The organism is Sphingobium boeckii, assembly GCF_014199215.1.
Taxonomy (GTDB): Bacteria; Pseudomonadota; Alphaproteobacteria; order Sphingomonadales; family Sphingomonadaceae; genus Sphingobium_A; species Sphingobium_A boeckii.
Window position 1 is genome coordinate 112,407 of record NZ_JACIJC010000003.1, and the last position, 24,268, is coordinate 136,674.

Annotated in this window: 12 protein-coding genes and 1 tRNA gene; 9 read left to right on the plus strand and 4 right to left on the minus strand. The window is 64.3% G+C overall.

The window, feature by feature from the left end:
* Window positions 1-92 precede the first annotated feature (92 nt).
* From FHS49_RS09165 to FHS49_RS09180, 4 genes are read right to left on the minus strand one after another with little or no spacing between them, the layout of a single operon-like run.
* Window positions 93-2,150: an alpha/beta hydrolase family protein gene (locus tag FHS49_RS09165; protein WP_184017683.1), complete on the minus strand. Its 2,058-nt coding sequence runs from the start codon at window positions 2,148-2,150 to the stop codon at window positions 93-95.
* 40 nt (window positions 2,151-2,190) lie between these two features.
* Window positions 2,191-2,646 carry a DUF2497 domain-containing protein gene (locus FHS49_RS09170; RefSeq protein ID WP_184017685.1) on the minus strand — a complete coding sequence of 152 codons (456 nt, stop codon included), beginning with the start codon at window positions 2,644-2,646 and terminating at the stop codon, window positions 2,191-2,193.
* An 11-nt stretch (window positions 2,647-2,657) separates the two neighbouring features.
* Window positions 2,658-4,079: a TolC family outer membrane protein gene (locus tag FHS49_RS09175; protein ID WP_184018561.1), complete on the minus strand. Its 1,422-nt coding sequence runs from the start codon at window positions 4,077-4,079 to the stop codon at window positions 2,658-2,660.
* A 50-nt stretch (window positions 4,080-4,129) separates the two neighbouring features.
* A complete protein-coding gene (locus FHS49_RS09180) occupies window positions 4,130-4,786 on the minus strand; it encodes a protein-L-isoaspartate O-methyltransferase family protein (protein WP_343052944.1) in 657 nt (218 codons plus the stop codon).
* A 156-nt stretch (window positions 4,787-4,942) separates the two neighbouring features.
* On the opposite strand from FHS49_RS09180, the gene FHS49_RS09185 reads away from it, so the two are divergent.
* The 9 genes from FHS49_RS09185 (at window position 4,943) to FHS49_RS09225 (ending at window position 24,068) form a co-directional block, all read left to right on the plus strand.
* Window positions 4,943-5,016: transfer RNA gene (locus FHS49_RS09185), tRNA-Cys, on the plus strand.
* Window positions 5,017-5,219: 203 nt separating this feature from the next.
* Window positions 5,220-8,327, plus strand: a complete 3,108-nt coding sequence (locus FHS49_RS09190) for a CHAT domain-containing protein (protein WP_343052946.1) — start codon at window positions 5,220-5,222, stop codon at window positions 8,325-8,327.
* 28 nt (window positions 8,328-8,355) lie between these two features.
* Window positions 8,356-10,356: a CHASE2 domain-containing protein gene (locus FHS49_RS09195; protein WP_184018567.1), complete on the plus strand. Its 2,001-nt coding sequence runs from the start codon at window positions 8,356-8,358 to the stop codon at window positions 10,354-10,356.
* The gene (locus FHS49_RS09200; protein ID WP_184017687.1) at window positions 10,343-11,086 is read left to right on the plus strand and encodes a hypothetical protein; all 744 of its coding nucleotides are present in this window, start codon (window positions 10,343-10,345) and stop codon (window positions 11,084-11,086) included. Before FHS49_RS09195 ends, FHS49_RS09200 begins: the two co-directional genes overlap by 14 nt.
* Before the next feature lie 280 nt (window positions 11,087-11,366).
* Window positions 11,367-13,142 (plus strand): ShlB/FhaC/HecB family hemolysin secretion/activation protein, encoded by a 1,776-nt coding sequence (locus FHS49_RS09205; RefSeq protein ID WP_184017689.1) that lies wholly within the window; start codon window positions 11,367-11,369, stop codon window positions 13,140-13,142.
* Complete coding sequence (locus FHS49_RS09210; protein ID WP_184017691.1) at window positions 13,142-19,117, plus strand: hypothetical protein; 5,976 nt, start codon at window positions 13,142-13,144, stop codon at window positions 19,115-19,117. The genes FHS49_RS09205 and FHS49_RS09210 overlap by 1 nt, the downstream gene beginning before the upstream one ends.
* 55 nt (window positions 19,118-19,172) lie before the next feature.
* Window positions 19,173-20,702 carry a cysteine--tRNA ligase gene (cysS, locus tag FHS49_RS09215; protein WP_184017693.1) on the plus strand — a complete coding sequence of 510 codons (1,530 nt, stop codon included), beginning with the start codon at window positions 19,173-19,175 and terminating at the stop codon, window positions 20,700-20,702.
* 163 nt (window positions 20,703-20,865) lie between these two features.
* Entirely contained in the window at window positions 20,866-22,512 is a 1,647-nt protein-coding gene (locus tag FHS49_RS09220; protein ID WP_184017695.1) for an acetolactate synthase large subunit, read from the plus strand.
* Window positions 22,513-22,634: 122 nt separating this feature from the next.
* Entirely contained in the window at window positions 22,635-24,068 is a 1,434-nt protein-coding gene (locus FHS49_RS09225) for an aldehyde dehydrogenase family protein (RefSeq protein WP_184017697.1), read from the plus strand.
* Window positions 24,069-24,268 lie beyond the last annotated feature (200 nt).

A 24,268-nucleotide genomic window follows, 5' to 3' on the forward strand; every position in this document is an offset into this window, starting at 1 on the left:
TAGGAAATCGGACGCTGGAAAGGAAGTCCCCGATTGCTCCGATTCGGAGAGGAAGCGGGATCCCCGCTTTCGCGGGGATGACAGCAGGACGTTTAGTCCTTCCCCGTCCACTGCCCCAGCCAGGCGAACACCTCATGATACCATTGCATCGAGTTTCTGGGTTTCAGCACCCAGTGATTCTCGTCGGGAAAATGCAGCAGCCGCGACGGGATTCCGCGGCGTTGCAGCGCGGTGAACGCGGCCAGCCCCTGCGTATCGGGAATGCGGAAATCGTTCGCGCCGTGGATCACCAGCATGGGGGTCTTCCACGCGGTCACGTGATTGACCGGGTTCCATTTCTCATATTCTTCCGGATTTTCGAAATAAGGCCCGCCATGTTCCCATTCGTCGAACCAGAGTTCCTCGGTTTCATAGGCCATGGCGCGCGCATCGAACACGCCGTCATGCTGGACGATGCACTTGAACGCATCGGGCCAATTGCCCTCAATCCAGTTCATCATATAGCCGCCATAGGAGCCACCGAGCGCGCAGGCATTGGTGATGTCCACCTGCGCATCCTTCGCGCCGGCGGCGGCCAGGCCGAGCTTCAGATCCTCGAGCGGCTTGCCGCCCCAATCCTTGTTGATCGCATCGGTAAAGGCCTGACCATAGCCGGTGGATCCGTGGAAATCGACGCTCACCGCGGCATAGCCGGGGGCTGCGAACACTTTGGGGTTCCAGCGATAGGACCAGCTATTGTTGAATGATCCCTGCGGTCCGCCATGGACGAGGAACGCCACCGGCAATTTGCCAGTTTGCCCCTTGGTCTTCACGATCTGGCCCCAGACTGTGTCGCCTTGCGCGCCGACGAAGCTGAAGCGGTCGATCGTCACCGGATCAATCTCCGCCAGCGCCGCGGCGTTGACCGCAGTCAGCCGGGCGAGCTTGCCCGTCTTGTCCATCCGGTAGAAATCATCGGGTGCCTGGATGCTGTTCATCGTCAGCACCGCGCCGCCGTCGCGCAGCGGGACGAGATTGCCCGCATAGCCATCCTTGGTCAGCCGCGTGACCTTGCCGCTCGCCACATCGACCCGGAAGGCCGGATGATCCAGCGTATCGTCCGCGGTCACGATCAGGCTTTTGCCGTCCTGCGCCCAGACCATCGACGCCACCGAGCGATCCCAGCCCTCGGTCAGCGCGCGCGTCTCGCCGCTCGCGATATTGCGAAGCTGCACCACCAGACGGTCCGCCTCATAGCCCGGCCGCTTCATCGCGGCATAGGCCAGCCATCGGCCATCGGGCGAGACGATGGGCATCGTATCGGTCGCATCGTTCGCGTCGGTCAGATTGACCGGCGGCGCGCTGCCATCGGCCGGGCTGGCGAAGATATCGAGATTGGTGGAGGTGGATTCGATCCGCCCGGCTTCGCGCAGCGTGAAGAAGATCGTCTTGCCATCGCGTGCCCAGGCGATCTCTTCCGCCCCGCCAAAGGGCTTGGACGGCGTATCGCCCACCAGTGCGCCGACCACCGAGGTGCCGCTGCCCGCCGCCTTGCCGTCTTCGAGCGGAAATACATAGAGGCGCGAGCGTTCGTTGGGCTTTTCCCATTCGTCCCAATGACGCACGAACAATTGATCATAGGTCCGCCCGCTTCCGATCGCGATATTGCCCAGCCGCACGCTGGAGCATTCGAAATCCTGGCAGCCAAGGTTGCGATCGGCCCAGATCGCGATCCGGTCGCCCGATGGCGCGATCGCATAGCCCGCCACATCAGCGGACAGCGTGGTCACCTGCTCGGGCTGCCCGATCGGTGTCATCGCCATGCGCCACACCTGATCCGTGCCCGAAGCCCGGCTGAGGAAATAGAGCGTGCGTCCATCGGGGGCATATTGGGGATCATGCAGATTCTTGCCATGCGCCCCCGCCAGCATCACAGGCTCGGCACCCTTTCTGGTCAGATCGAGCCAGTAGAGCGCGGTCTCCCCCTTATTTTCGGCCAGCAGCGTATGCCGCTTCTGATAGACTAGGGATTTGCCGTCGGGCGACACCGTGGGCGCAGAGACGCGGTGCAGCGTCGCCAGATCCTCGGCGGTCATCGGGCGGGCAGAAACGGCGGCGGGTGTCAGTGCAACAGCGAGCGCACCCAGGCTCGCGAACATCATCTTTTTCATGGGTACCGGATTAGCACCGGCGATCAGCCACGGAAAGCGTTCAGACGCCCTTGCCGGTGATCCTGGCGATTTCGCGCGCGACCATAGTTTCCACCAGCTCGGGCAGCTTGGCATCCAGCCATTCCTTGAGCATCGGGCGCAGCATCTCGCGCACCAGACCCTCCAGCGTATTGGCCTCGACCTCCGGCTTCACCGTCACGGCGGACAGCGATGCGAGCGACGCCAGCGCGGTGCGACTCGCGGTCGCGGCGTTTTCGGACACCAATTCGGGTTCTTCATCCACGGCAGGAGTCGTCATGGAACCTCTTTCGGCCAGAGCTTCAACGGCATCGGTGAGTTCGAGAACCTCTTCCGATTCGGCCTTGGGCACTTCGCGCAGGCGGCGTGGCAGCGGACGTGCACGCGCGCTGATCGCCGCATCGCCTTCGTCCGCGATGATCCGTTTGATCGAAGACAGAATGTCCTCCATCGACGGTTCGCTGCTGATATCCCCCATGCGCATCTGCCTTAATTCCCCGGTAACTGTGCCACTGTGGGATTTTGTGGCGGCGTGTCAACGGTTCTTGTTGCAACCGGCACCGGCTTGGGGTCGCTGTCCCAATCCCAGATGCGGTTGCGGACGCGTTTGTAATTGCTCACGGGATCGTAAAGCGGGCCGCCATCCAGCCCCAGATCCTGCGCTTCGGCCTGCCCCATCGCCGCCAGCAGCGTGAAGCCGGCGACATAGGCATTGCGTTGCGCCGTGACGAGCTGGACCTGAGAATTGAGCAATTCCTGCTCGGCATTGAGGATATCGAGAATCGTGCGCGTCCCCACGCTGTTTTCGGCGCGCACCCCTTCCAGCGACAGCTTATTGGCGTCCGCCGCGGTCTGGCTGCTCGCGATCACCTCTTGCGCCGCCTGCCAGCTTGCATAGGCCGCGCGGGTCTGCGCGATGATATCGCGCTCGACCGCGATCTGCTGTTCGATCGCCTGACTTTCGCGCGCTTGCGCCTGACGCACCTGCGCCGAGGGTGCCCCGCCCTGATAGAGCGGAATGCTGGCGCTCAAGCCCACTGCGGCCGATTTCTGGACCTGCTCCGCCGGGATCGTCGGCACATTGCTGCTGAGCGAGCCGAGATAATTCTGATAACTGCCGCCCGATGTGGCCGACAGCGTGGGCAGCCGCGCCGCGCGCGCCACCTTCACGTCATAACGCGCAGCGTCGCGCGCCTTGGTGGCGGATTCCAGATCGGGATTGTTGACCAGCGCCACATCGGTGGCCGTATCTGGCGACGCGGGCAGATTGGGAAGCGGCGGCGGCGGCATCAGATCGCCGGGCACCCCGCCGACGAGCTGGATATAGCGCTCCTTGCTCGCGATCAGCGTGGCCTGCGCGCTCTGAAGCGTGCTGCGTGACGTGGCCAGCCGCGCCTCGGACTGCGCGATATCGGTGCGGGTCAGATCCCCCACCTCGAAACGGTCCCGCGTCGCCTGCAGATTGACGTCAAGCACGTTCACATTGGCCTGGTTGAGCTGGACGATCGCAGTATCGCGGATCACATCCATATAGGCACCGACCACCGCGCTGAAGATGGCGGCTTCGGTGCCGCGCAGATCCGCGCGTCCGGCTTCCACCCGCACGTCCGCCGCGCGGATCGCATTCTTCACCCGGCCGCCGCGGTAAAGCGGCACGCTCACCTGCGCCTGGGCGGAGATGCTGCGCGATGGCGCGGTCGAGCTGTTGCCAGGTATGATCAGATTCTCGTTATAGGAGGGCGAAAGCGTCACCGTGGGAAAGGCACCAGCGCGCGCCAGCGGCACATTTTCGTCATTCGCGCGCTGCCCGGCCCGCGCGCCCGTCAGCGTCGGATTGCTTTCATAGGCCTTGATCAGCGCCTCGCGCAGCGTCTCGGCCGATGCCGGGGCTGCGATCAGCCCCGCCATCATGGCCGCGCCCGCCAGCGCTGTGGAACGGATACGCGTCACCCCTGGACCTCTCAAAAAACGAAGCCGGAGGGATTGTCGAAGCCGGGCAGCACAACGGCATCGGCATCGAGAAAATCGGTCAGCGCCAAAGCGTCGCCTGCCTTGCGACCCGACGCCAGCCGCGTCACGCCGCGTTCGATGATGCCGGCGGCGATACGCCCGCCATCCTTGAGCTGCGCCTTGATCGCGTCCGGCACATGAGCCACCGCGCCATCGATCAGGATCGCGTCATACAGTCCGCCGCGCGCCCAGCCCTCGGCCAGCGGCGCATTGACCACCGAGACATGCGCATGGCCCGCCAGCGCCTGGCCGGCGAAATCGGCCAGCGTCTTGTCTTCCTCAAGCGCGATCACCGCCGCGCCGATCTGGCCCAGCAGCGCTGCGGCATAGCCGGTGGCGGCACCGATCACGAGAATCTTGTCATCCGATCGCGGCGCCAGCGCTTCGAGCAGAAGTGCGGTCGCCACCGGCGGATTGAGCGCCCGGCCCGCGCCCAGCGGCACGCGCCGATCGATATAGGCCATCCCGGCGCGATCATCGGGAACGAAGGATTCGCGGGCCACCGCGCCCATGGCGGCGAGCACCGCAGGATCGGTCACGCCCGAGGTTCGAAGCTGGCTATCCACCATCGACCGGCGCATCGTTTCGAAATTAACTTCGCTCATCATAATCATCCAGATCGCACAACTGTATTACCAATGCAATACAGTAATTGGAGTTTCTCGCGGCTTCTATCGTCTGCCGCCCGCGCCGCCAAGGGAAAGAGCGTCGCAAATTGTAATGGTGTTGACAGATGCCCGCTCCCCGCGCAGATGGGCGCGCTCGGCCCGATGGCGGAGTGGTTACGCAGAGGACTGCAAATCCTTGCACGCCGGTTCGATTCCGGCTCGGGCCTCCACTTCCTTTTTGTTAAATCTCTTGATCCACGACACGCTCCGGCGTGATCGGGCGCACAATAGTCTTGCGTATCAGAGGTTAGACATTGCGGCCTGCTGCTGTATCCTGAGGGCGATTCGACATAATCGAGCGGTCGCAAGTCATACGGTTGTCAGAGGCCCGGCAGTTCAAATGCCGCCCGGCAGACCGGAATGGAGGAAATACGTGCGTCCCCACCTGATTCTCGTCTCGACCCTGGCCATGGCTTCGGGCCTCCTGCCGCAACAGGCCACTGCGCAAAGCAGCCGCCCCAGCCTTCAGGATAGTTTTCGCCTCGGCAGCGGCGGCGGCGTTTTGTGCCAGGTGCAGAACCGGGCCGCCGATCCCGCGGTGCAGGGCATGTTCGATCGCGCCTGGTCGATCGTCTGCCGCGATGCCGCCAAGCCCGTGGGCCAGCTTTACGCCTTTCGCAACGGCGCAAACGATCCGCTGACGATGGTCGGCGCGCAGCGCGGCACCGAGATCCGCTGCGGCGCGGAGTCCCAGGGCAAGGTCGAGGGGCTGGGCGATGTCGCGATCAGCGAATGCAGCTATACCAGCGCAAACGTCGGCTATCGCACCTATCGCTATCGCACGGGCAAATTCACCTATTTCGCACAAGGGCTTGCCGGGTATGACAGCGCTCTGACGCTCGGCCTGCGCAGCATCGTGGCGGATCGCATCGTGCCGGGTCAGGTGAGCGTGGCCACCACCGGGATCGACGATCCCGTGGCCTTCGCTCGCGTGCAGGCCGGTGCGCTCGATCCGGCGCAGACGCTGGCCGAAGGCTATCGCCGCAACAATAGCGGCAATTATGCGGAAGCCGCCGAATTCTTCGATACGCTCCAGCAGAATATCGACGACAAGGATACGCCGGGCGCCAACGCGGCCACCCGCGCACAGCGGCTGAATGAATATGTGGTCAATCGGGGCTTGCAGAAATCCAATCTCGGCCAGTTTGCGGAAGCCGATCCGCTGTTCGCCGAAGCCGATGCGATTCCCACGCTCGACAAGGTGCAGACCCGTCTGCGCCGCAATTATGAAGCGCTCCATCTGCTCAACCAGCAGCAGTTCGACACGGCGATCGCCGTGCTGGACCGCCCCGTGGTGTCGCTTGCCGACGTCTCGATCGCCAGCGGCAATGCCGTGGAATTGGGGCCGCAGGTGTCCGCCGAGATCAACAGCGGCCTGAACACCGCGCGCGGGCTGGGCGCAACGCAGCGCAATGCACTGACGCCCGAAGAGCGCGCCGCGATCCTCGATGCGCAGGCGCTGCAATTGCGCGGCACGATCGCCCGGCTTCAGGGCCGGCCCGCCGAAGCCCGCGGCCTGCTGCAACGCGCGCTGGCCGATGCGATGGTGATCCGCGATGGGCGTGTGACATCGATCACCCGCCTGCGTGCACAGATCATGGCGGAAACCGCGCTCGCTTATGAGGATGAAGGCGATTTCGCGTCGGCGGAGGGCTTGCTGCGCGGCGCGCTCGATCTGCTCGCCACCAATTATCCCGAAACCACCGCGATGAACGGCGCGCGCGCGCGGCTGGCGGCCTATCTGGTGCGGCGCGGCCAGCGCGATGCGGCGCTCGGCCTCTATCGCGAGGTCGTGCTGAGCGCGACGGAAAACCGCAGTTCGACCACCGGCCTCACCAACCAGCTCGCCCCCTATTTCAGCCTGCTCTCCGGCCTGATCCCCACCCGGCCGGCGCTCACCGACGACATGTTCCTCGCCACGCAGACGCTGGTGCGACCGGGCGTGTCCGATACGCAGGCGATCCTGTCGCGCGAATTGCGCCAGGGCGATAGCGAAGCCTCACGCCTGTTCCGTCAGGCGATCACGCTGGGGCGCGATATCGAACGCGGCCGGATCGAGCTGGCACGGCTGAAGCTGATCGAAAATCCCGATGCCGGCATCGCGCAGATGATCGCGGCGCAGCAGGCGGATATCGAGACGCTGGTCTCCGAACAGGCGATCACCCAGGCCAGCCTGTCGGGCTATGCCCAATATCGCGCGCTTTCGACCGATGCGATGACCCTGGCCGATCTGCGTGCCGCGTTGAAACCGGGCGAAGCCTATTACAAGCTGGCCGTGGTCGGGCGCTCGGTCTACGCGGTCTATGCGGACGGCGCGGGTGCCACCGCCTATCAGCTTCCCATCACCACCGATCAGATGGCGGAAAAAGTGGCGGCCCTGCGCGACAGCATTTCCAAGGATGAAGGCGGCCAATTGGTCACCTATCCCTTCGATGTGACGCTGGCGCGCGCGCTCTACCTCGATCTCTTCGCCCCCGTGGCCGACCGCGTCGCCGCGACCGACCATCTGATCTTCGAGCCGGATGGCGCGATGCTGGCGCTGCCGCCCAATCTGCTCATCGCCAGCCAGGCGGGCGTGGACCGCTATGTCGCCCGCACGGCAGACGAAAATGCCGACGCCTTCGATATGCGCGAGATCGACTGGCTCGGGCGCAACCATGCGATCAGCACCGCGGTCTCCGCGCGCAGCTTCCGCGATGCACGCCAGACGCGGGCATCGGCGGCGAAGCGCGAATATATCGGCTTCGGCCAGAATGCGCCCGCCACGCAGGCGGCGGTGTTCGCATCGTCGAACCGCGCCGTATCGGGCGATGGCGCGGTGGATTGCAACTGGCCGCTGACCGAATGGAACAAGCCGATCTCCGCGGTCGAACTGCAGCAGACCGTCTCGCGCATCGGCGCCGATCCGTCTGCGATCGTCACCGGACGGGCGTTTTCGGACAGCGCGATCCGCACGCGATCGGATCTCAACGATTTCCGCATCCTCCATTTCGCCACGCACGGCCTGGTCACCGCGCCGCGCCCCGAATGCCCGGCGCGCCCGGCGCTGCTCACCTCCTTCGGCGATACGGATTCGGATGGGCTGCTCTCGTTCAGCGAGATTTACGATTTGAAGATCGACGCCGATCTCGTGATCCTCTCCGCCTGCGACACCGCAGGCCAGGCGAGCGCCGAGGCCACGCGCGCTGCGGGCATCACCACCGGCGGCGGATCCGCGCTGGACGGACTGGTCCGCGCGTTCATCGGGGCGGGCGGGCGTTCGGTGGTCGCCAGCCACTGGCCCGCGCCCGATGATTTCAACGCCACCCAGCGGCTGATCTCGGGTCTGTTCGAAGGCGGATCGACCACCGATATCGCGCAGGCCATGCGGCAGAGCGAGGTCCGCCTGATGGACGAAGCGCAGACATCGCATCCTTATTACTGGTCGGGTTTTGCCATCGTCGGCGATGGTGCGCGACAGCTTTTGACAGCCGCGCGCTGAGCAAGGCCTCCCTCCTGTGAACGCCACCATGAACGCGGGGCCACCGCGCAAGCCCCCCCTTGCACGCGCGCTCAAGATCGTGCGCCGCATCGGGATCGTCCGCCTGATCGCCACGCTCTTGTTCCTGATCGTCGCGCTGGGCGTGGCGCGGTTCAGTTGGCAGATCCCGCTCGCCGCGCAGGCCGAGCGTGCTTATTACGATCTCCGCGCGATTCAGACCGCGCCTGTGGCGGAGCAGGATGATCGCATCGTGATGATCGTCTATAATGACGATACCCTGCTCAATACGCGCAAACGCTCTCCGCTCGATCGCGCGACGCTCGCCCGCGCGCTCCGCAATATCGACGCCATGGGTGCCAAGGCGATCGGCATCGATATCCTGATCGATCAGCCGCAGGACGAAGACCCGGACCTGATCGCCGCATTCAAGACGATGAAGACGCCGACCTATCTGGCCTATGCCGATAACGAGACCAATGAGAATGACATCCAGTATAACCAGCAGCAGTTTCTGGACGAATTCCAGGCGCTGATCGCCAGCCCGAACGTCAAGCCCGCCAGCATCCGGCTTGAGGTGGATAGCGACAATGTGGCGCGCAACTGGCCGAGCCAGCCCCGGAAGCTGCCGCCCCTGCTCGCCAGCGCCCTGGTGCCCGGCAGCGCGGAGGCGAAAGCCTACACCGGATCGATCCGCTGGCGCCTGCCCCCCGCGGCGGACCGCCCGCTGTTTACCGCACTGCCGATCGACCTGTTCGCCGGCGAGGAGATCATTCCCGCCTTTGCCGATCAGGTGCGCGGCAAATATGTGCTGATCGGCGGCCACATCATCGACGCCGACGAATATGAAACGCCGCTGCGGGGCTTCTATGGCGGCGCGATGTATGGGCTTGAGGTCCATGCCCATATCCTGGCGCAGACGCTGGACGATCTCTGGCCCGCCGCGCTGGCGGATTGGGCGCGCTGGGCGATCGCGATCGCCGCGGTGGTCGCAGGCGCACTCTCCAGCCTGATCAGCGGCGCGCTGTGGCGCACCGTGCCCGCGATGATCGCGCAATTCGCGATCATGGGCTATCTGCCCTATCTCCTGCAAAATCAGGGGACCGACACGCAGAATCTGCCCGCCTTCGGCATGGGCTTCGGCTGGATGATCGCCTTTGCCGCATCGGGCGCGGCGGCGCGCGCGGTCGGCTCCGAACAGCGCAAATTCGCGCAATCGGCGCTGGGCAAATATCTGCCGCGCGACATCGCCACGCAGATCCTGGCAGACCCGGACCAGCTCGCGCTGCACGGCGAAAAGCGCGAAATCTTCGTGGTGTTCAGCGATCTGGAGGGTTTCACCAAATTGAGCCATGCGATCGAGCCGGAAATGGTGGCGCTGCTGCTCAATCGCTATCTTGATATGCTGAGCGATGTGGTGCTCGAATATGGCGGCACGATCGACAAATTCGTGGGCGATGCCGTGGTCGCCTTCTGGGGCGCGCCCATCTCGCGGCCCGATGATGGCGAGCGCGCCGCGCGCGCCGCCTATGCCATGTGGGAAGCGGGCGAAGAATTTCGCAGCACCGTGCCCGAAGGCGTCCCTCCCATCGGCAAGACCCGCGTCGGCCTGCATTTCGGCGAGGCGATCGTCGGCAATTTCGGCGGTGAGGGCCGCATTCAATATACCGCGCTGGGGGATAGCATGAACACCGCCGCCCGGCTGGAATCCGCCAATAAGCAGCTCAAATCCAGCGTGATGGCCAGCCGCGAGGCGATGGAGCGTTCGGGGCTGGACTGGTGGCGGCCGATGGGCCGCATCGTCCTGCGCGGCCGCGCCCGGCCCGTCGAAATCTTCGAACCCGTGCCCCATCTCGATAAAAGTGATCTCGGTCACTTCACAGACATGATGTGGCGGCTAGAGCAGGGTCACAAGAATGCGATCGAACAACTGGCGACCTATGCCAGGGCCAATCCCAAGGATGAAGCGCTGGCCAATCTGGTGTATCGTCTGCAGCATATGGAAGTTGGAGGAAATTATGTTCTCGACTGAAACAACGGCATTGAAGGCCGCGATTGCGGCGGTCGCCTTGTTCGGACTGGGCGGCACGGCGCTGGCGCAGAGCACGGTCGTGCGCGCGGGCGGGCCTTCGGCGCGGAGCTATCCGGCGGGCAAGAGCCTGGCGGCCAATGCCAAGATCGCGCTGGTCGCGGGCGATTCGCTCACGATCCTGGATGCCAAGGGCACGCGCACGCTGCGTGGCCCCGGCACATACAGCGCCAATGGCGGCGCGGCGGCACCCGACAAGCGCACGGCGTTCAACGCGCTGGTCTCTACCCAGAACCGCAAACAATCCCGCACGGGCGCGGTCCGCGAAGTCGGCACCGGGAAAGTGATCGCGCAACGGCCCAATCTCTGGCTGGTGGATGTGCAGTCCAGCGCCACCATGTGCCTGGCCGATCCGGCGAAGGTCCAGCTCTGGCGCCCCGACATGGAAAAGGCGCAGACCGTGACGATCCGGAACGACACCACGGGCAAGGCCGCCACGGTCACTTGGGGCGTCGGTCGATCCGAAGCCCCCTGGCCTGCCGCGCTGCCCGTGGCTGACGGCGCGAGCTATTCGCTGAGCCGGGCCGGAGCGGCCGCGCCGGTGAAGCTGAAGATGGCCACCGTCGATGCCGCCATTGCGGGCGATCCCGCCACGCTGGCGGCGGCGCTTCATGCCAAGGGCTGCACGCCGCAATTCGATCTGCTGGCAGCCCGGCTGGGCGAAGGCGGCTAAGCGGCCTTCAGCCTCGGTCCGCGTTGGTCCAGGGCGGGCTTCAGACTTTCAGAATATGGCTTTGATCCTTGTGTTTCAGGGATTTGGCTGATAGCGCAACACATGATCGAGAGCCGCAAACAATGCGGCCCGATGATACTCCGATGGTCGCCGGAGAACGGACGGGAATGCGGCTTGAGCGCCGTGCCCGCGTCGGTGCATCGGGTCCGCAAGGGCCGGTTGCAAACAGGGACGGCCACTAAGCTTTCATCGAAGCCATGTGGCCCAATGGGGACATGATATGGTTTCGCCGCGCTTTGGCCGTTACACTCTTCTCGCCGCCTTGTGCGCCACGGCGTCTCCTGCGATCCTTGCTGCCCAGACCCCGCCGACCCGCGAGGAGATCGAACGTGGCCGGATCAATCCCAACGATCCCCGCCCGCGCACGCGGCTGAGCGTCGAAGGCGGCATCGAGCGCGCGCCCTGCCCGCTCGCCGATCCGCGTTTCGCCGCTATCAATGTCACGATTGCCGATGTGCAGTTCGATGGTCTGAAAGGCCTCGCCCCGGCAGACCTTCGCGCCGCCTGGGCGCCCTATGCCGGGCGCTCCGTTCCGGTGTCCACGGTCTGCGAAATTCGCGATTCCGCCGCCACCATCCTGCGCCAGGCCGGCTATCTCGCCGCAGTCCAGGTGCCGCCGCAGCGGATCGAGGCCGATGGCGTGGTCCGCTTCGATGTGCTGATGGCCAAGATGGTGGGCATTCAGGTGCGCGGCGATGCGGGCCGCTCCGAGCAACTGATCGCCGGCTATCTGGAGGCGATCAAGGATCAGGACGTCTTCAACATCAAGGATGCCGAGCGCTATCTGCTGCTCGCGCGCGATCTGCCCGGCTATGATGTGCGGTTGACGCTGCGCCCCGCCGGCACGGTGCCCGGTGAGGTCATCGGCGAAGTGGCGGTGCTGCACACCCCCGTCGAGATCGATGTGAATGTGCAGAATTACGGTTCGAAGGATGTCGGCCGGTTCGGCGGGCTGGCGCGCGTGCAGTTCAACGGGCTGACGGGCATGGGGGACAGCACTTCGGTCAGCGTGTTCAGCACCTCCGATTTCAAGGAGCAGCAGGTGCTCCAGCTTGGCCATGTGTTTCGCGTGGGGCGTGAGGGGCTCACCTTTTCGGGCGATTTCACTTATGCCTGGACCAAGCCGGACGTCGGCGGCCCCTCCCCCTTCCGTTCCGAAACGCTGTCCGCCAGCGCGCGGGCCAGCTATCCCATCATCCGCAGCCAGGCGCGCAATCTCTTCGGATCGATCGGCTTCGACTATGTCGATCAGCAGGTCCGCTTCGGCGGCTTGCCCATTACGGAAGACAATCTGCGCGTGGCCTTTGCGCGGATCGATTTTGACAGCTTGGACGGCAACAGCATCGCCAGCACGCAGGGCTATTCAGCCAACGAACCGCGGTGGCGCTTCGGCCTTTCAGCGGAGGCCAGACAGGGGCTTTCGGTGTTCGGCGCCAGCAAACCGTGCGGCACCGGCTTCGTTCGCTGCAACCCGCCCTTCACCGCGCTCAGCAAGGTGGAAGCCGATCCCACGGCCTTCGTGGCCCGGCTCTCGGGCTATGGCGAATTTCGCCCGCTGCCCAATATCGCGTTCAGCCTGGCCCCCCGCGCGCAATATGCGCCCAAGGCCTTGCTGAGCTATGAGGAGTTTTCGGCCGGCACCTATACGGTGGGCCGCGGCTTCGATCCGGGCACGATCATCGGCGACACGGGCGTGGGCTTCGCCGCGGAAGTGAAATTCGGCAGCCTGATTCCGCGTCGTGCAGACGCCATCGCCTTCCAGCCTTTCGCATTCTTCGATGCGGCCTGGGTATGGAATGAGGATAGCCAGTTCGACGGCCTCGATCCTCAGAAACTCTATTCGGCGGGCGGCGGTCTGCGGGCGGCCTGGGGCGATCATGGCCGCCTGGATATCGTCGGCGCGGTGCCGCTGAACACTGCCGGCTTCCAGACGAAACGCGGTGACGTGCGGCTGCTCGCCTCGATCACCATGAAATTGCTGCCATGGAACCGCTGATGCGTAACGCTGCCGAGTTGGAGGGCAAAGCCATGTTGAACCGCACCCCGATCGCATCCGCGAAGGCAAGGCAGAGCCAGCGATTGCTGACGAGCTGCGCGATCGGCCTCGCGCTGGTCGCGATGGGGCGCGCGCAGGCGGTTCAGGCGCAGGTGCTGGGCACAGGCGTGCCCGTGTCCGGCGCCAGTGCGCCCGCGAATTTCGGCAGCAGCACCGCGGTCAGCGTCACTGCGCCCACCGCAATCATCAACTGGACGCCGACGGACAATGCCACGAACGCCAATGCGCCGATCGATTTCCTGAATGCCGGAAGCAGCCTGAGCTTCAATGGCTCGGCCGATTTCACCGTGCTCAACCGAATCCTGCCGACCGATACCAGCCGTCCGATCCGGATCGACGGCAACGTCTCCAGCTCCATCGTCAGCGGGTCGGGCGGCAATATTTGGTTCTACACCCCCGGCGGCATGATCATCGGGGGCAATGCCCGTTTCAATGTCGGCAGCCTGCTGCTGAGCGCCAATGATATCGATACCACGGGCGGCCTGTTTGGCCCCGGCGGCGAAATCCGCTTTCGCGGGACGGCAAACAGCCAGGCGGCGATCGACGTGCAGCCCGTGATCGGCGGCACCTATCAAGTCAATCTGACCAACCGGAACAGCTATTTCGCGCTCGTCGCGCCGCGGGTGTCGATGGCCGGCGGGGCTTTCGTCAACGGTTCGACCGCCTATGTCGCCGCCGAACAGGTGGATATCACGATCAACCAGGGGCTGTTCGATATCAGCGTTCTGCCGGGCGGCGGCACCAGCGTGACCGGCGCCAACGCCTTGTCCCACACGGGCAACCGTGGTTCGGGCACGCCGATCGACGCTGCGGATATCCAGCGCACCTATATGGTCGCGGTGCCCAAGAATGATGCGATCACGATGCTGGTGGGCGGCACATTGGGGCATGGCGCGACGGGCGTTCTGGTCGACAATGGCGCGGTGATCCTGTCGGGCGGCTATGACATTGCGGGCGGGATCATCACCGATACGCCGGACAGCACCATTGCCGTCGATATGCGTCTCGCCGGCGGCGACTATTTCTCCGATGTGATCGCGCACACCACCGGTGCACTGGCCGCCGGGCCGCGTCCCCAGAGCGGCGATCCGGCGCTGGCCAGCGATATCCTGTTCCGCACCAATGCCACGCTGATCGGCGATGTCAGCGCCACGGTGGAAGCCAATTTCGGCGAGACCGTGACCGCGCTCGGATCGCTCACCGTGCGTTCTGGCGGCATTGCCTCCGTCTTTGCCGACGCCAGCACGACCGAATTCGGCTATGGATCCAATGCGGGTGCCATCGCCGTAAGCGGCGATCTGAACATCGACGCCAGCAACACCGGCGCGCCCAATTTCGCCACGGGCGGTATCGGCACCGCGGCGGTCGGCGGTCTCGCCCAGCTCGTGATCGAAGGCGGCGCGGTGACGGTAACCGGAGACGTCGAGATCCGCTCCAATGGCATCGGCGGCGATGGTGTCGGCCGGGGCGGCGATGGCACGGGCGGCACGGCGTCGTTCGCCGCCACCGACGGCATTTTCAGCGCGGCGACGCTCACGCTGGATTCCGGCGGGCTTGGCGGCGCAGGCGTGGATGATGCCGGGGCGGGCAATGGCGGCAATGGCGGTGCGGGGCGCGGCGGCATCGCGCGCTTCGTTTCCACCGATTCCGATTTCACCTTCGGCACGCTGCTGATCGGCGCTGATGGCGCGGGCGGCATCGGCGGCCATGCCGGGGAGTTCGATGAATTCGGCTATGGCATCTTCACGCCCGGCGGCGGCGCGGGCGGATCGGGCGGCGCGGGCACGGGCGGCACGGCATTTGTCGAGATCAATTCCGACGAGAGCCTTTCCGATCTCACGATCAACGCCAATGGGTTCGGCGGCACGGGCGGGTTCGGGGCGATCGCGGGGCTGGGCGGCAACGGTTTGGGCGGCAGCGGGGCATCGGGCGGCGCTTTCCTGCGATTGAACGACGCGGCGCTCACGGTGACCAACGCCACGATTGCGGCCGACGCCGTGGGCGGCAATGGCGGCACCGGCTATGGCGGCGCTGGCTTCGTCGGCATCGGCGGCAATGGCGGCAATGCGACCGGCGGCAGCGCCGGGATCGTCGTGACGGGCGCGGCGGCGGCACTCACGCTGGCACCGCCCTCTCTCAACCCCTCATTGCCCAACAATGCCAGGATCTCCGCCACCGGCCTGGGTGGCGCTGGCGGCAGCAGCGCCCAGGCGACCAGCGGCGGCCCGTTTAATGGTCCGGGTGGCGGCAACGGCGGCAGCGGCACCGGCGGCACGGCGCGCTTCAGCATCACCGATGGCGCGGCCTTTGCGGGCGCGAATGTCGGCCTTGTGGCAGAGGGTTTCGGGGGCAGCGCGACCGATGGCATAGCCGGGCCGACCGGCGGCGCAGGCGGAAACGCCGGGGCTGCGATCGGCGGTACGGCCGAACTCGCGCTGGTCAATGCGCGGCTGGACCGGGTGACACCCGCCAGCGTCAATGATCCCGTAGAAGCGCTGGACTGGACGGTTTCGGCGCGCGCCCAGGGCGGCATTGCGGGCGACGGCGGAGACAGTGTGGCAGCCGGCGCGACGGGCGGCATCGCAGGCACGGGCGGATCGGCGACGGGCGGCACCGCGGCCATCCGCACCACCAGCGCCGACTTCCGGCTGGGCGCGATCACATTGGGTGCCCGTGGCTCCGGCACGTTGGCGGGGCTTGCCGGCGCAGGGGCTGTGGCCCCGCCCGCCCCGCTCGACGGACAGGGCCGAGGCGGCACCGCGCTTGTCTTCAACACCGACGGCGGCGGGCTCACCGGCCCCGGTTTCCGCAGCATCGACACGCTGGCGATGAACGCCAATGGTGATTTGATCAACGGGAATGGCGGCACGATCAGCACCATTCTCGGCGGGACGACCGCGATCACGGACATGGCGAGCAGCCCCGGCGGATCAGTGACGATCGGCAGCGTCACGGCGCTCAGCGAAGGTTATCTGGGCGGCGCGATCGATCCCGCCAAGGGCTTCCATCTCACCAGTCAGGGCGCGCCGCTCAACATCACCGGGGCGCTGACCGTGCGCACCGGCAGCGATGCGACCGTGGACGTGGATGGCGGCGGCACATTGAACGTGGGCGGCGCGCTGTCTGTCACCGCCAGCGGCGACATCATCGTGCGCCATGCCAATGTGCCCGCGGGCAGCGTTGCCACCGCGACCATCACCGCCCCCAACATGCTGTTCGAAGCGCTTGATGACGTGACCTTCGCGCCGGGCAGCATTCTTTCCTCCACAGGGAATATCGTGGTGCGGGCGCTGAACGGCGATATCGCCGCCGGTGAATTGCGCGGTGCCAATCTGGTGTCGCTCACCGCGCTGGGCGATATCACGCTCGGCAATGCGCAGGTGAGCGGCGTAGTATCCGCAGGGTCTTCGGGCAATCCGCTGGGCGGGCGGCTGGAGCTGTTCGCCGGGCGGCCGTCCAGCGGCTTTGGTGCCTTTGCGCCTGGCAACGTCACCTTCACCGGGGCGATCAATACCACTGGCAGCATAGACGTGCAGGCGGGCGGCGATATCCGCGTGGTGACGGGTGCCAATCTGGTCTCCAACAATCTCGTCCGCTTCCAATCGGGGGACGATATCATCGTCGAAACCGGTGCCAGCGTGGGTGCGGCCTCCAATCCATTGCCCGAATTCGGCTATGGCAGCACCGGGCCGCAAAGTACGCCGGGCCAGCTCATATTCGATGCGGGGGCAATCACCACGCTTGCGCCGATATCGGGCAATATCCCGGCGATCATCATCGCTGGATCGGTTTCCGCGCCCAATCGCGCCGTCACATTGAACGGCGGGGCGATTCAGGCGGACAGCAACCCGATCGCCTCGCGCAATTTCTACGCCACGATCCGGAACGCGCCCGCCGCGGGGGCGGCTGCCAATGCCGATGGCGGGCAATTGCGCAGCGATTGCGTGGCAGGCAATATCTGCCTCGGCACGCTCAGCGCCACCAATATCGTGCGGATCGGCCCGGCCAGCGGCACATTCGGCCTGCCCAATGCCGTGCGCTTCAATGGCCAGATCAATGCGGCGGACGTCACGATCCGCGCCCGCGATACGATCACCTTCGCAGGGCAGTCCGCGCTGCCGGTCAATATCTTCGGGGCCAACACGCTGTTTATCGCCACGCAGACCGGGAATGTCATTCTGGAGGACGGCACCATCCTCAATGGCGGCAACGTCTTCAATCTCTATGCCGGCGGCGCGATCACCGGGCCGGGCGCGGCGCTGCGCTCCACCGGCAATATGGCGCTGTTCAGCGGTGGCGCGCTGGACCTCGGCAGCGTGGACGTGGGCGGCGCGCTCCAGACCGTCGATTTCAACGGCACGATCACCAATGCGAGCGCCCTGGAAATTGCCGATTCGATCACGATCGACGATCTGATCGTGCGCGGCGGCGCGGTGGCCCTGATCGCCGGCAACACCAGCGCCGCACCCGCCAGCACCGGCGATATCACGATCACCAATCTCACGACGCTGGGCGACGCATCGCTGCGCGCGGCCAATGGCAGCGTGGTGGTTTCGAGAGATATCGATACCGGCGGCGTGGTGACCGCTTTGGCCCGCACCATCACCCTCGCGACGCTGGGCGACGTGACCATCGCGCAGGCGACCGCCACCAATGGCGCGCTGGGCATCACCGCGGAGGGCACGGCCACATTCCAGGGGATCGCATCGGGCGCGAGCGTTTCCGTGGTATCCGGCGATATCGTCATCGGCACCGCGGGCCGGATCGGAACCGCGGGCACCACACAATTTCTGGAATTGAGAAATGGCGATGCGGGCCGCCGCAGCTATATCGGCGGCGCATCGACGACGAATGGCTATAGCCTCTCCGCCGACGAGATGACCCGGCTCTTCTCGAACGACATCACGGTGCGCGCGCCCAGTTTTTCCGCCCAGGGGCAGACATCGGTCGGATCGACCCGCCCGCCCGATGTGATCGTCGGCGCCTTCACGCTGAACGCGGGGACAAATGCGAACGGCGCGCCGGGCAATCTGGGCACCAACGGGACGCTGCGGATCGAAACCCCCGGCAAATTGCGCGTAAACGGCGCTGTGTCGCTCACGGGCCTCGGCACGGGCGCGCGCTTCGAAATCGCGGGGGACGATGCGCTGGAGGTGATCAACGGCGCAGGCTCGATCGACATGCGCGGCGCAAACAACGCGCTGGCGGGTGTGCTCGAATTGTCGTCGGATGATATCATCGTCGCCACGCAGGGCGCCATCACCGATGTCGGCGCGGCCACCACTACCGGCGCGATCGACACGCGCCTGGCGCTGAATGACGGCCTTACCAGCGATGATGGCGTGCTGCGCGCGGGCGGCATCGCCGTCAGCGTGACGGGCGGATTCTATGTGCAGAACACCGGGGCCACCTCAACCGCGACCGGCGCGGCGCAATATGATTCCCGCCGCGGCTTCACCGTGGGCGCAGGCGGGCTGAGCATCGACACCGCGGGGGCGACCTCCCGCATCGTGATCAACGGGCGTCAGGTCAATCCGGCAGATGGCGGTTTCTTCACGGGCCTCGATTTCGTGTCGCGCGTGACGATCAACGATCAGATCACGGGCCGGACCGGCTTCGATGCGGCCTCCACGATCAATGGCTGCATCATCACCGCGACCGGGTCGTGCGTGAGCTTCCAGGAAGAGCTGCCCATTCCCACGCGAGATGTGGTGGAAAAGCCCGTCAATCCCGATGAGGATGGCTTTGGCAACAATCTGCCGACGTCGATCATCGAATTGGGCGATTTCGAGAATTTCGGCTTTGAACCATTGATCGACGAACCGGTAACGGGGGCCGGCAATGACGATTTCTGGACGCCCGATTGCGAACCCGATGCCAATGGCAATTGCGCCCCGCCGCCCAAGGATCCGTGAACTGGAAGCGCGGGACGGTTGACGCGTCCCGCTTTTCCGGGGATTGGCTTGCCGCATGACACAAGGCGCACCGCTCCAGCTTTACGATAGCTTCAAGCGAGAGATCCGGCGGTTCGAGCCGATCGATCCCGAAAACACGCGCGTCTATAGCTGCGGGCCGACGGTGTATAATTATGCGCATCTCGGCAATCTGCGCGCCTATGTCTTCACCGATACGCTGAGCCGCGTGCTGACGTGGAAAGGCTATCCCTTAACCCACATCATCAACATCACCGATGTCGGCCACCTCACCTCCGACGCCGACGCGGGCGATGACAAGATGGAGGCCGCGGCGCGCGCGCAGGCCAAGAGCATCTGGGATATCGCCCGGCATTATACCGAGGCGTTCAAACAGAATCTGTCGGATCTCAACATCCGCACGCCCAGCCGCTGGTCGGTCGCGACCGATCACATTGCCGAGATGATCGCATTCGCCGAGGTGATCGCGCCCAAGCATTGCTATGAGTTGGACAGCGGCCTTTATTTCGACGTCACCACCGTCCCCGATTACGGCCGCCTCGCCCGCACGGTGGAGGATGAAGGCGAAAGCCGGATCGATCCCGTGGCGGGCAAGCGCAACGCCGCGGATTTCGCGATCTGGCGCAAGTCCGGACCGGGCGAAAGCCGCCAGATGGAATGGGATTCGCCCTGGGGCATGGGCGCGCCGGGCTGGCATCTCGAATGCTCGGTGATGAGCCACAAATATCTGGGCGAACAGTTCGATATCCACACCGGCGGGATCGATCATCGCGAGATCCATCATCCCAATGAAATCGCGCAGAATCAAGCGCATAGCTGCACGCCGCACACGGGTGCGAACTTCTGGATGCACAATAATTTCCTGGTGGCCAGAAATACCGATGGGCGCGGCGCGAAGATGTCGAAATCGAGCGGCGGATTCACCACGCTCCAATCGATCATAGACCGCGGCATCCACCCCCTCGCCTACCGCCTGATGTGCCTGTCCGCGCATTACCGCAGCGAGCTGGAATTTTCGGGCGAAAATCTGCTGGCGGCGCTGACGCGGTTGAAGCGGATGGTGATTGGCATAGAGACCCTCAAATCCCGTCATGCTGAACTTGTTTCAGCATCCATTTCGTCGCCATCGGATAGCTCTCGGAAATGGACCCTGAAACAAGTTCAGGGTGACGAATCATTCGTGGATGCCCAGCATCGCGCTGTTATGAACGAATTTGACGAAGTCATTTCCAAAGATCTCAATACGCCGATGGCATTGAGCCTATTGGAAGGTATGCTGAGTTCCAAGCGCGTCGATCCATTGACGAGACTGAAGATGGCAGATGCAATGGACGCGGTCCTCGGCCTAAATTTGACGACCCTGTCTCGCACCGATCTCCGCATCCGCCCCAAAACCGCCAGCATCACCGAGGCCGAAATCGAAGCCCGGCTCGATCAGCGCCAGGAGGCCCGCGCCGCCAAGGATTTCGCCGCGTCCGATGCGCTGCGCGATGCGTTGATTGCGGATGGGGTGGAGATCATGGACGGCGATCCGCTGCGCTGGGACTGGAAGATCTCGCTGGATTGACGACGGCTGCATCGAGGGGTGACTTGGCCCCTGAACCGGGTTAGCACTGCCACCAAGGGGGAAGAATCCGGCGCATGACCGGATCATCCGCTGCATCACGGGATCGCATGTTCAACACGGGCTCAGCCGTTCCTGCCGGGGCGGCCGAGGGGAGACCAATGGCATGACCAAAGCATCCGATCTATTCATCCAGTGCCTCGAACAGGAAGGCGTGGAATATATCTTCGGCGTGCCCGGCGAGGAAAATCTGGATATGCTGGATTCGCTCAGCCGGTCCAAATCGATCCGGCTGATCCTCACCCGCCATGAGCAGGGCGCAGGCTTCATGGCCGCCACCTATGGCCGCCACACCGGCAAGACCGGCGTGTGCCTGGCGACACTCGGGCCGGGCGCGACCAATCTGGTGACCGCCGCGGCCTATGCGCAATTGGGCGGAATGCCGATCCTGATGGTCACCGGGCAGAAGCCGATCAAGAAATCGAAACAGGGCCGGTTCCAGATTCTCGATGTCGTCTCGATGATGGGGCCGATCACCAAATATACGCATCAACTGGCGAGCGCCGACAATATCCCCAGCCGCATCCGCGAGGCGTTTCGCCTGGCCGAAGAGGAAAAGCCGGGCGCGACGCATCTGGAATTTCCCGAGGATGTGGCCGACGAGGATACGGACAGCACGCCGATCAAGCCAAGCCTCGCGCGGCGTCCCTCGGCTGAACCCAAGGCCGTCAGCGCCGCGGTGAAGCTCTTGCAGGATGCGAAATCCCCGATCCTGGTGATCGGGGCCGGTGCCAATCGCAAGATGACCGGGCGGATGTTGCGCGAATTCGTGGAAAAGACGGGTATCCCCTTTCTCACCACCCAGCTTGGCAAGGGCGTGATCGACGAAACGCATCCGATGTTCCTCGGCTGCGCGGCGCTTTCCTCCGGTGATTTCGTGCACAAGGCGATCGGCGCGGCCGATCTGATCGTGAACATCGGCCACGATGTCATAGAAAAACCGCCCTTTTTCATGACCAATGGCAGCACCGAGGTGATCCATATCTCCACGCGCTCGGCCGAGGTGGATCCGGTCTATTTCCCGCAGGTGGAAGTGCTGGGTGATATCGCCAACGCCATCTGGCAGATCAAGGAAGAGATCTTGCCCGCCGCGCATTGGGAATTCGGCAAGATGTTTGCCGCGCGCAAGGCGGAGGTGGCGCATACCGCCTCGATCGAGGATGACGCGCGCTTCCCCATCTATCCGCCGCATCTGGTGAAGAAGGTGCGCGAGGCGATGCCAGCGGACGGCATCATCTGTCTGGACAATGGCGTCTACAAGATCTGGTTCGCGCGCAATTATGCCGCGCGCCAGCAGAATACGGTGCTGCTCGATAACGCGCTGGCCACCATGGGCGCTGGCCTGCCCTCCGCCATGGCCTCGGCGATGGTCTATCCGGATCGCAAGGTGATGGCGATCTGCGGCGATGGCGGGTTCATGATGAACAGCCAGGAGATGGAAACCGCTGTGCGGTTAGGCCTCAATATCACCGTGCTCATTCTGAACGATGGCAGCTATGGGATGATCCGTTGGAAACAGGCCAATATGGGCTTTAAGGATTGGGGACTGACCTATGGCAACCCGGATTTCGTCAAATATGCCGAGGCCTATGGCGCAAGCGGGTATCGCGTGGAAAGCGCGGATCATCTTGCCGAGCTGATCGCCCATACGCTCGACACGCCGGGTGTTCATCTCATCGATTGCCCGGTGGACTATTCCGACAATGATCGCATATTGAACCACGATATCAAGCAATTGAGCGCGGCCTTGTAGCCCCCTCTCCCCTTCAGGGGAGAGCGCGGGAAAAGGGGAAGTTTGAAACCTTCCGCACGATCCCACATGTGCCCTCTCCCAACCCTTTCCCCCTGAAGGAGGGAGGGCCAAAAGGAAGACCTATGACCAAACTCAAATCCGTCTACCCCCTCTATCTCAACAATGAGGCGCAGCAGCCCAATACCGATCTGGAGGTGACCGACAAATTCACCGGCGAAGTGGCCTTCCGCTGCGCCCAGGCGGATGCCGCGACGATCGACAAGGGGATTCAGGGCGCGGTGGAAGCCGCCGAACCCATGGCCAAGATGGCGGCTTACGAGCGCCAGGCCGTGCTCCAGCATTGCGTCGACCGTTTCAAGGAACGCTCCGAAGAACTGGCCTATGCGCTTTGCGTGGAAGCGGGCAAGCCGATCAAGGATAGCGAGGGCGAGGTCGGCCGCCTGATCGACACCTTCCGGATCGCCGCCGAGGAATCGGTGCGGATGACGGGCGAAGTCCAGCCGCTCGATATCAGTCCGCGCGCGAAAGGCTATCAGGGCATCTGGAAGCGCGTGCCGATCGGCCCCTGCTCGTTCATCTCGCCCTTCAATTTCCCGCTCAATCTGGCCGCGCACAAGATCGCGCCCGCGCTCGCCGTCGGCTGCCCCTTTGTGATGAAGCCCGCCAGCCGCACGCCGCTGGGCGCGATCATCATGGGTGAGGTTCTGGCCGAGACCAATCTGCCCAAGGGCGCTTTCTCGATCCTGCCCGCGCACCGCGAAGGCGCCGATCTGTTTACCGAAGACGACCGGCTGAAGCTGCTGAGCTTCACCGGATCGCCCGATGTGGGCTGGGCGCTGAAGGCCAAGGCCGGCAAGAAGAAGGTCGTGCTGGAACTGGGCGGCAATGCCGCGGTGATCGTGGACAAGGATGCCGATCTGAAGGATGCGCTGGAGCGCGTGATTTTCGGCGCTTTCTACCAGAGCGGCCAGAGCTGCATCGGCGTGCAGCGCATCGTGATCCATGCCGACGTCTATGACGCATTCCGCGATATGCTGGTGGCCAAGACCAAGACATTGGTTTCGGGCAATCCGCATGATCGCAACACCTTCATCGGCCCTATGATTTCCGAAGGCGAAGCCAAACGCCTCGATCACTGGATCGAGGAAGCGATCGGCAAGGGCGCGAAACTGCTGTGCGGCGGCAAGCGCGAAGGCGCGATGCTGGAAGCCACCCTGCTCGAAAATGTCGATCCTTCGACCAAATTGAATGTGGAGGAAGCGTTTGGCCCGGTGGCCTTCCTGATCAAGTTCAGCAGCTTCGAAGAGGCGCTGGATATCGTCAACGACAGCAAATTCGGGCTTCAGGCGGGCATTTTCACGCGCGATCTGTTCAAGATGTTCGATGCGTGGGACCGGCTGGACGTGGGCGGCGTGGTGATCAACGATGTGCCCAGCTACCGCGTGGACAATATGCCCTATGGCGGCGTGAAGGATTCAGGGCTGGGCCGCGAAGGCATCAAATTCGCGATGGAGGATATGACCGAGATCCGGAATCTGGTGATCCGGCGGAATTGATCCCTACAGCGTGATGACATTACATGGCTCCGTCATTGCGAGGAGCGCAGCGACGCGGCAATCCAAGGTGGCATAAACCGCTCTGGATTGCTTCGCTACGCTCGCAATGACAGGTTGGATCGACCTAAAGTCATCGCGCTCCAACGCAGTCGAGGGATGTTTGTCGCTTCACCAACGTCCCTCGACTGCGCTCGGGACAA

What these genes read in the sequence shown, in the direction of transcription:
- FHS49_RS09170 (WP_184017685.1), bottom strand. Translation starts at nt 2,646, where the DNA reads ATGGGGGATATCAGCAGCGAACCGTCGATGGAGGACATTCTGTCTTCG.
- cysS (WP_184017693.1), top strand. Translation starts at nt 19,173, where the DNA reads ATGACACAAGGCGCACCGCTCCAGCTTTACGATAGCTTCAAGCGAGAG.
- FHS49_RS09220 (WP_184017695.1), top strand. Translation starts at nt 20,866, where the DNA reads ATGACCAAAGCATCCGATCTATTCATCCAGTGCCTCGAACAGGAAGGC.
- FHS49_RS09165 (WP_184017683.1), bottom strand. Translation starts at nt 2,150, where the DNA reads ATGAAAAAGATGATGTTCGCGAGCCTGGGTGCGCTCGCTGTTGCACTG.
- FHS49_RS09225 (WP_184017697.1), top strand. Translation starts at nt 22,635, where the DNA reads ATGACCAAACTCAAATCCGTCTACCCCCTCTATCTCAACAATGAGGCG.
- FHS49_RS09210 (WP_184017691.1), top strand. Translation starts at nt 13,142, where the DNA reads ATGCGTAACGCTGCCGAGTTGGAGGGCAAAGCCATGTTGAACCGCACC.
- FHS49_RS09175 (WP_184018561.1), bottom strand. Translation starts at nt 4,079, where the DNA reads ATGATGGCGGGGCTGATCGCAGCCCCGGCATCGGCCGAGACGCTGCGC.
- FHS49_RS09180 (WP_343052944.1), bottom strand. Translation starts at nt 4,786, where the DNA reads ATGATGAGCGAAGTTAATTTCGAAACGATGCGCCGGTCGATGGTGGAT.
- FHS49_RS09195 (WP_184018567.1), top strand. Translation starts at nt 8,356, where the DNA reads ATGAACGCGGGGCCACCGCGCAAGCCCCCCCTTGCACGCGCGCTCAAG.
- FHS49_RS09200 (WP_184017687.1), top strand. Translation starts at nt 10,343, where the DNA reads ATGTTCTCGACTGAAACAACGGCATTGAAGGCCGCGATTGCGGCGGTC.
- FHS49_RS09205 (WP_184017689.1), top strand. Translation starts at nt 11,367, where the DNA reads ATGGTTTCGCCGCGCTTTGGCCGTTACACTCTTCTCGCCGCCTTGTGC.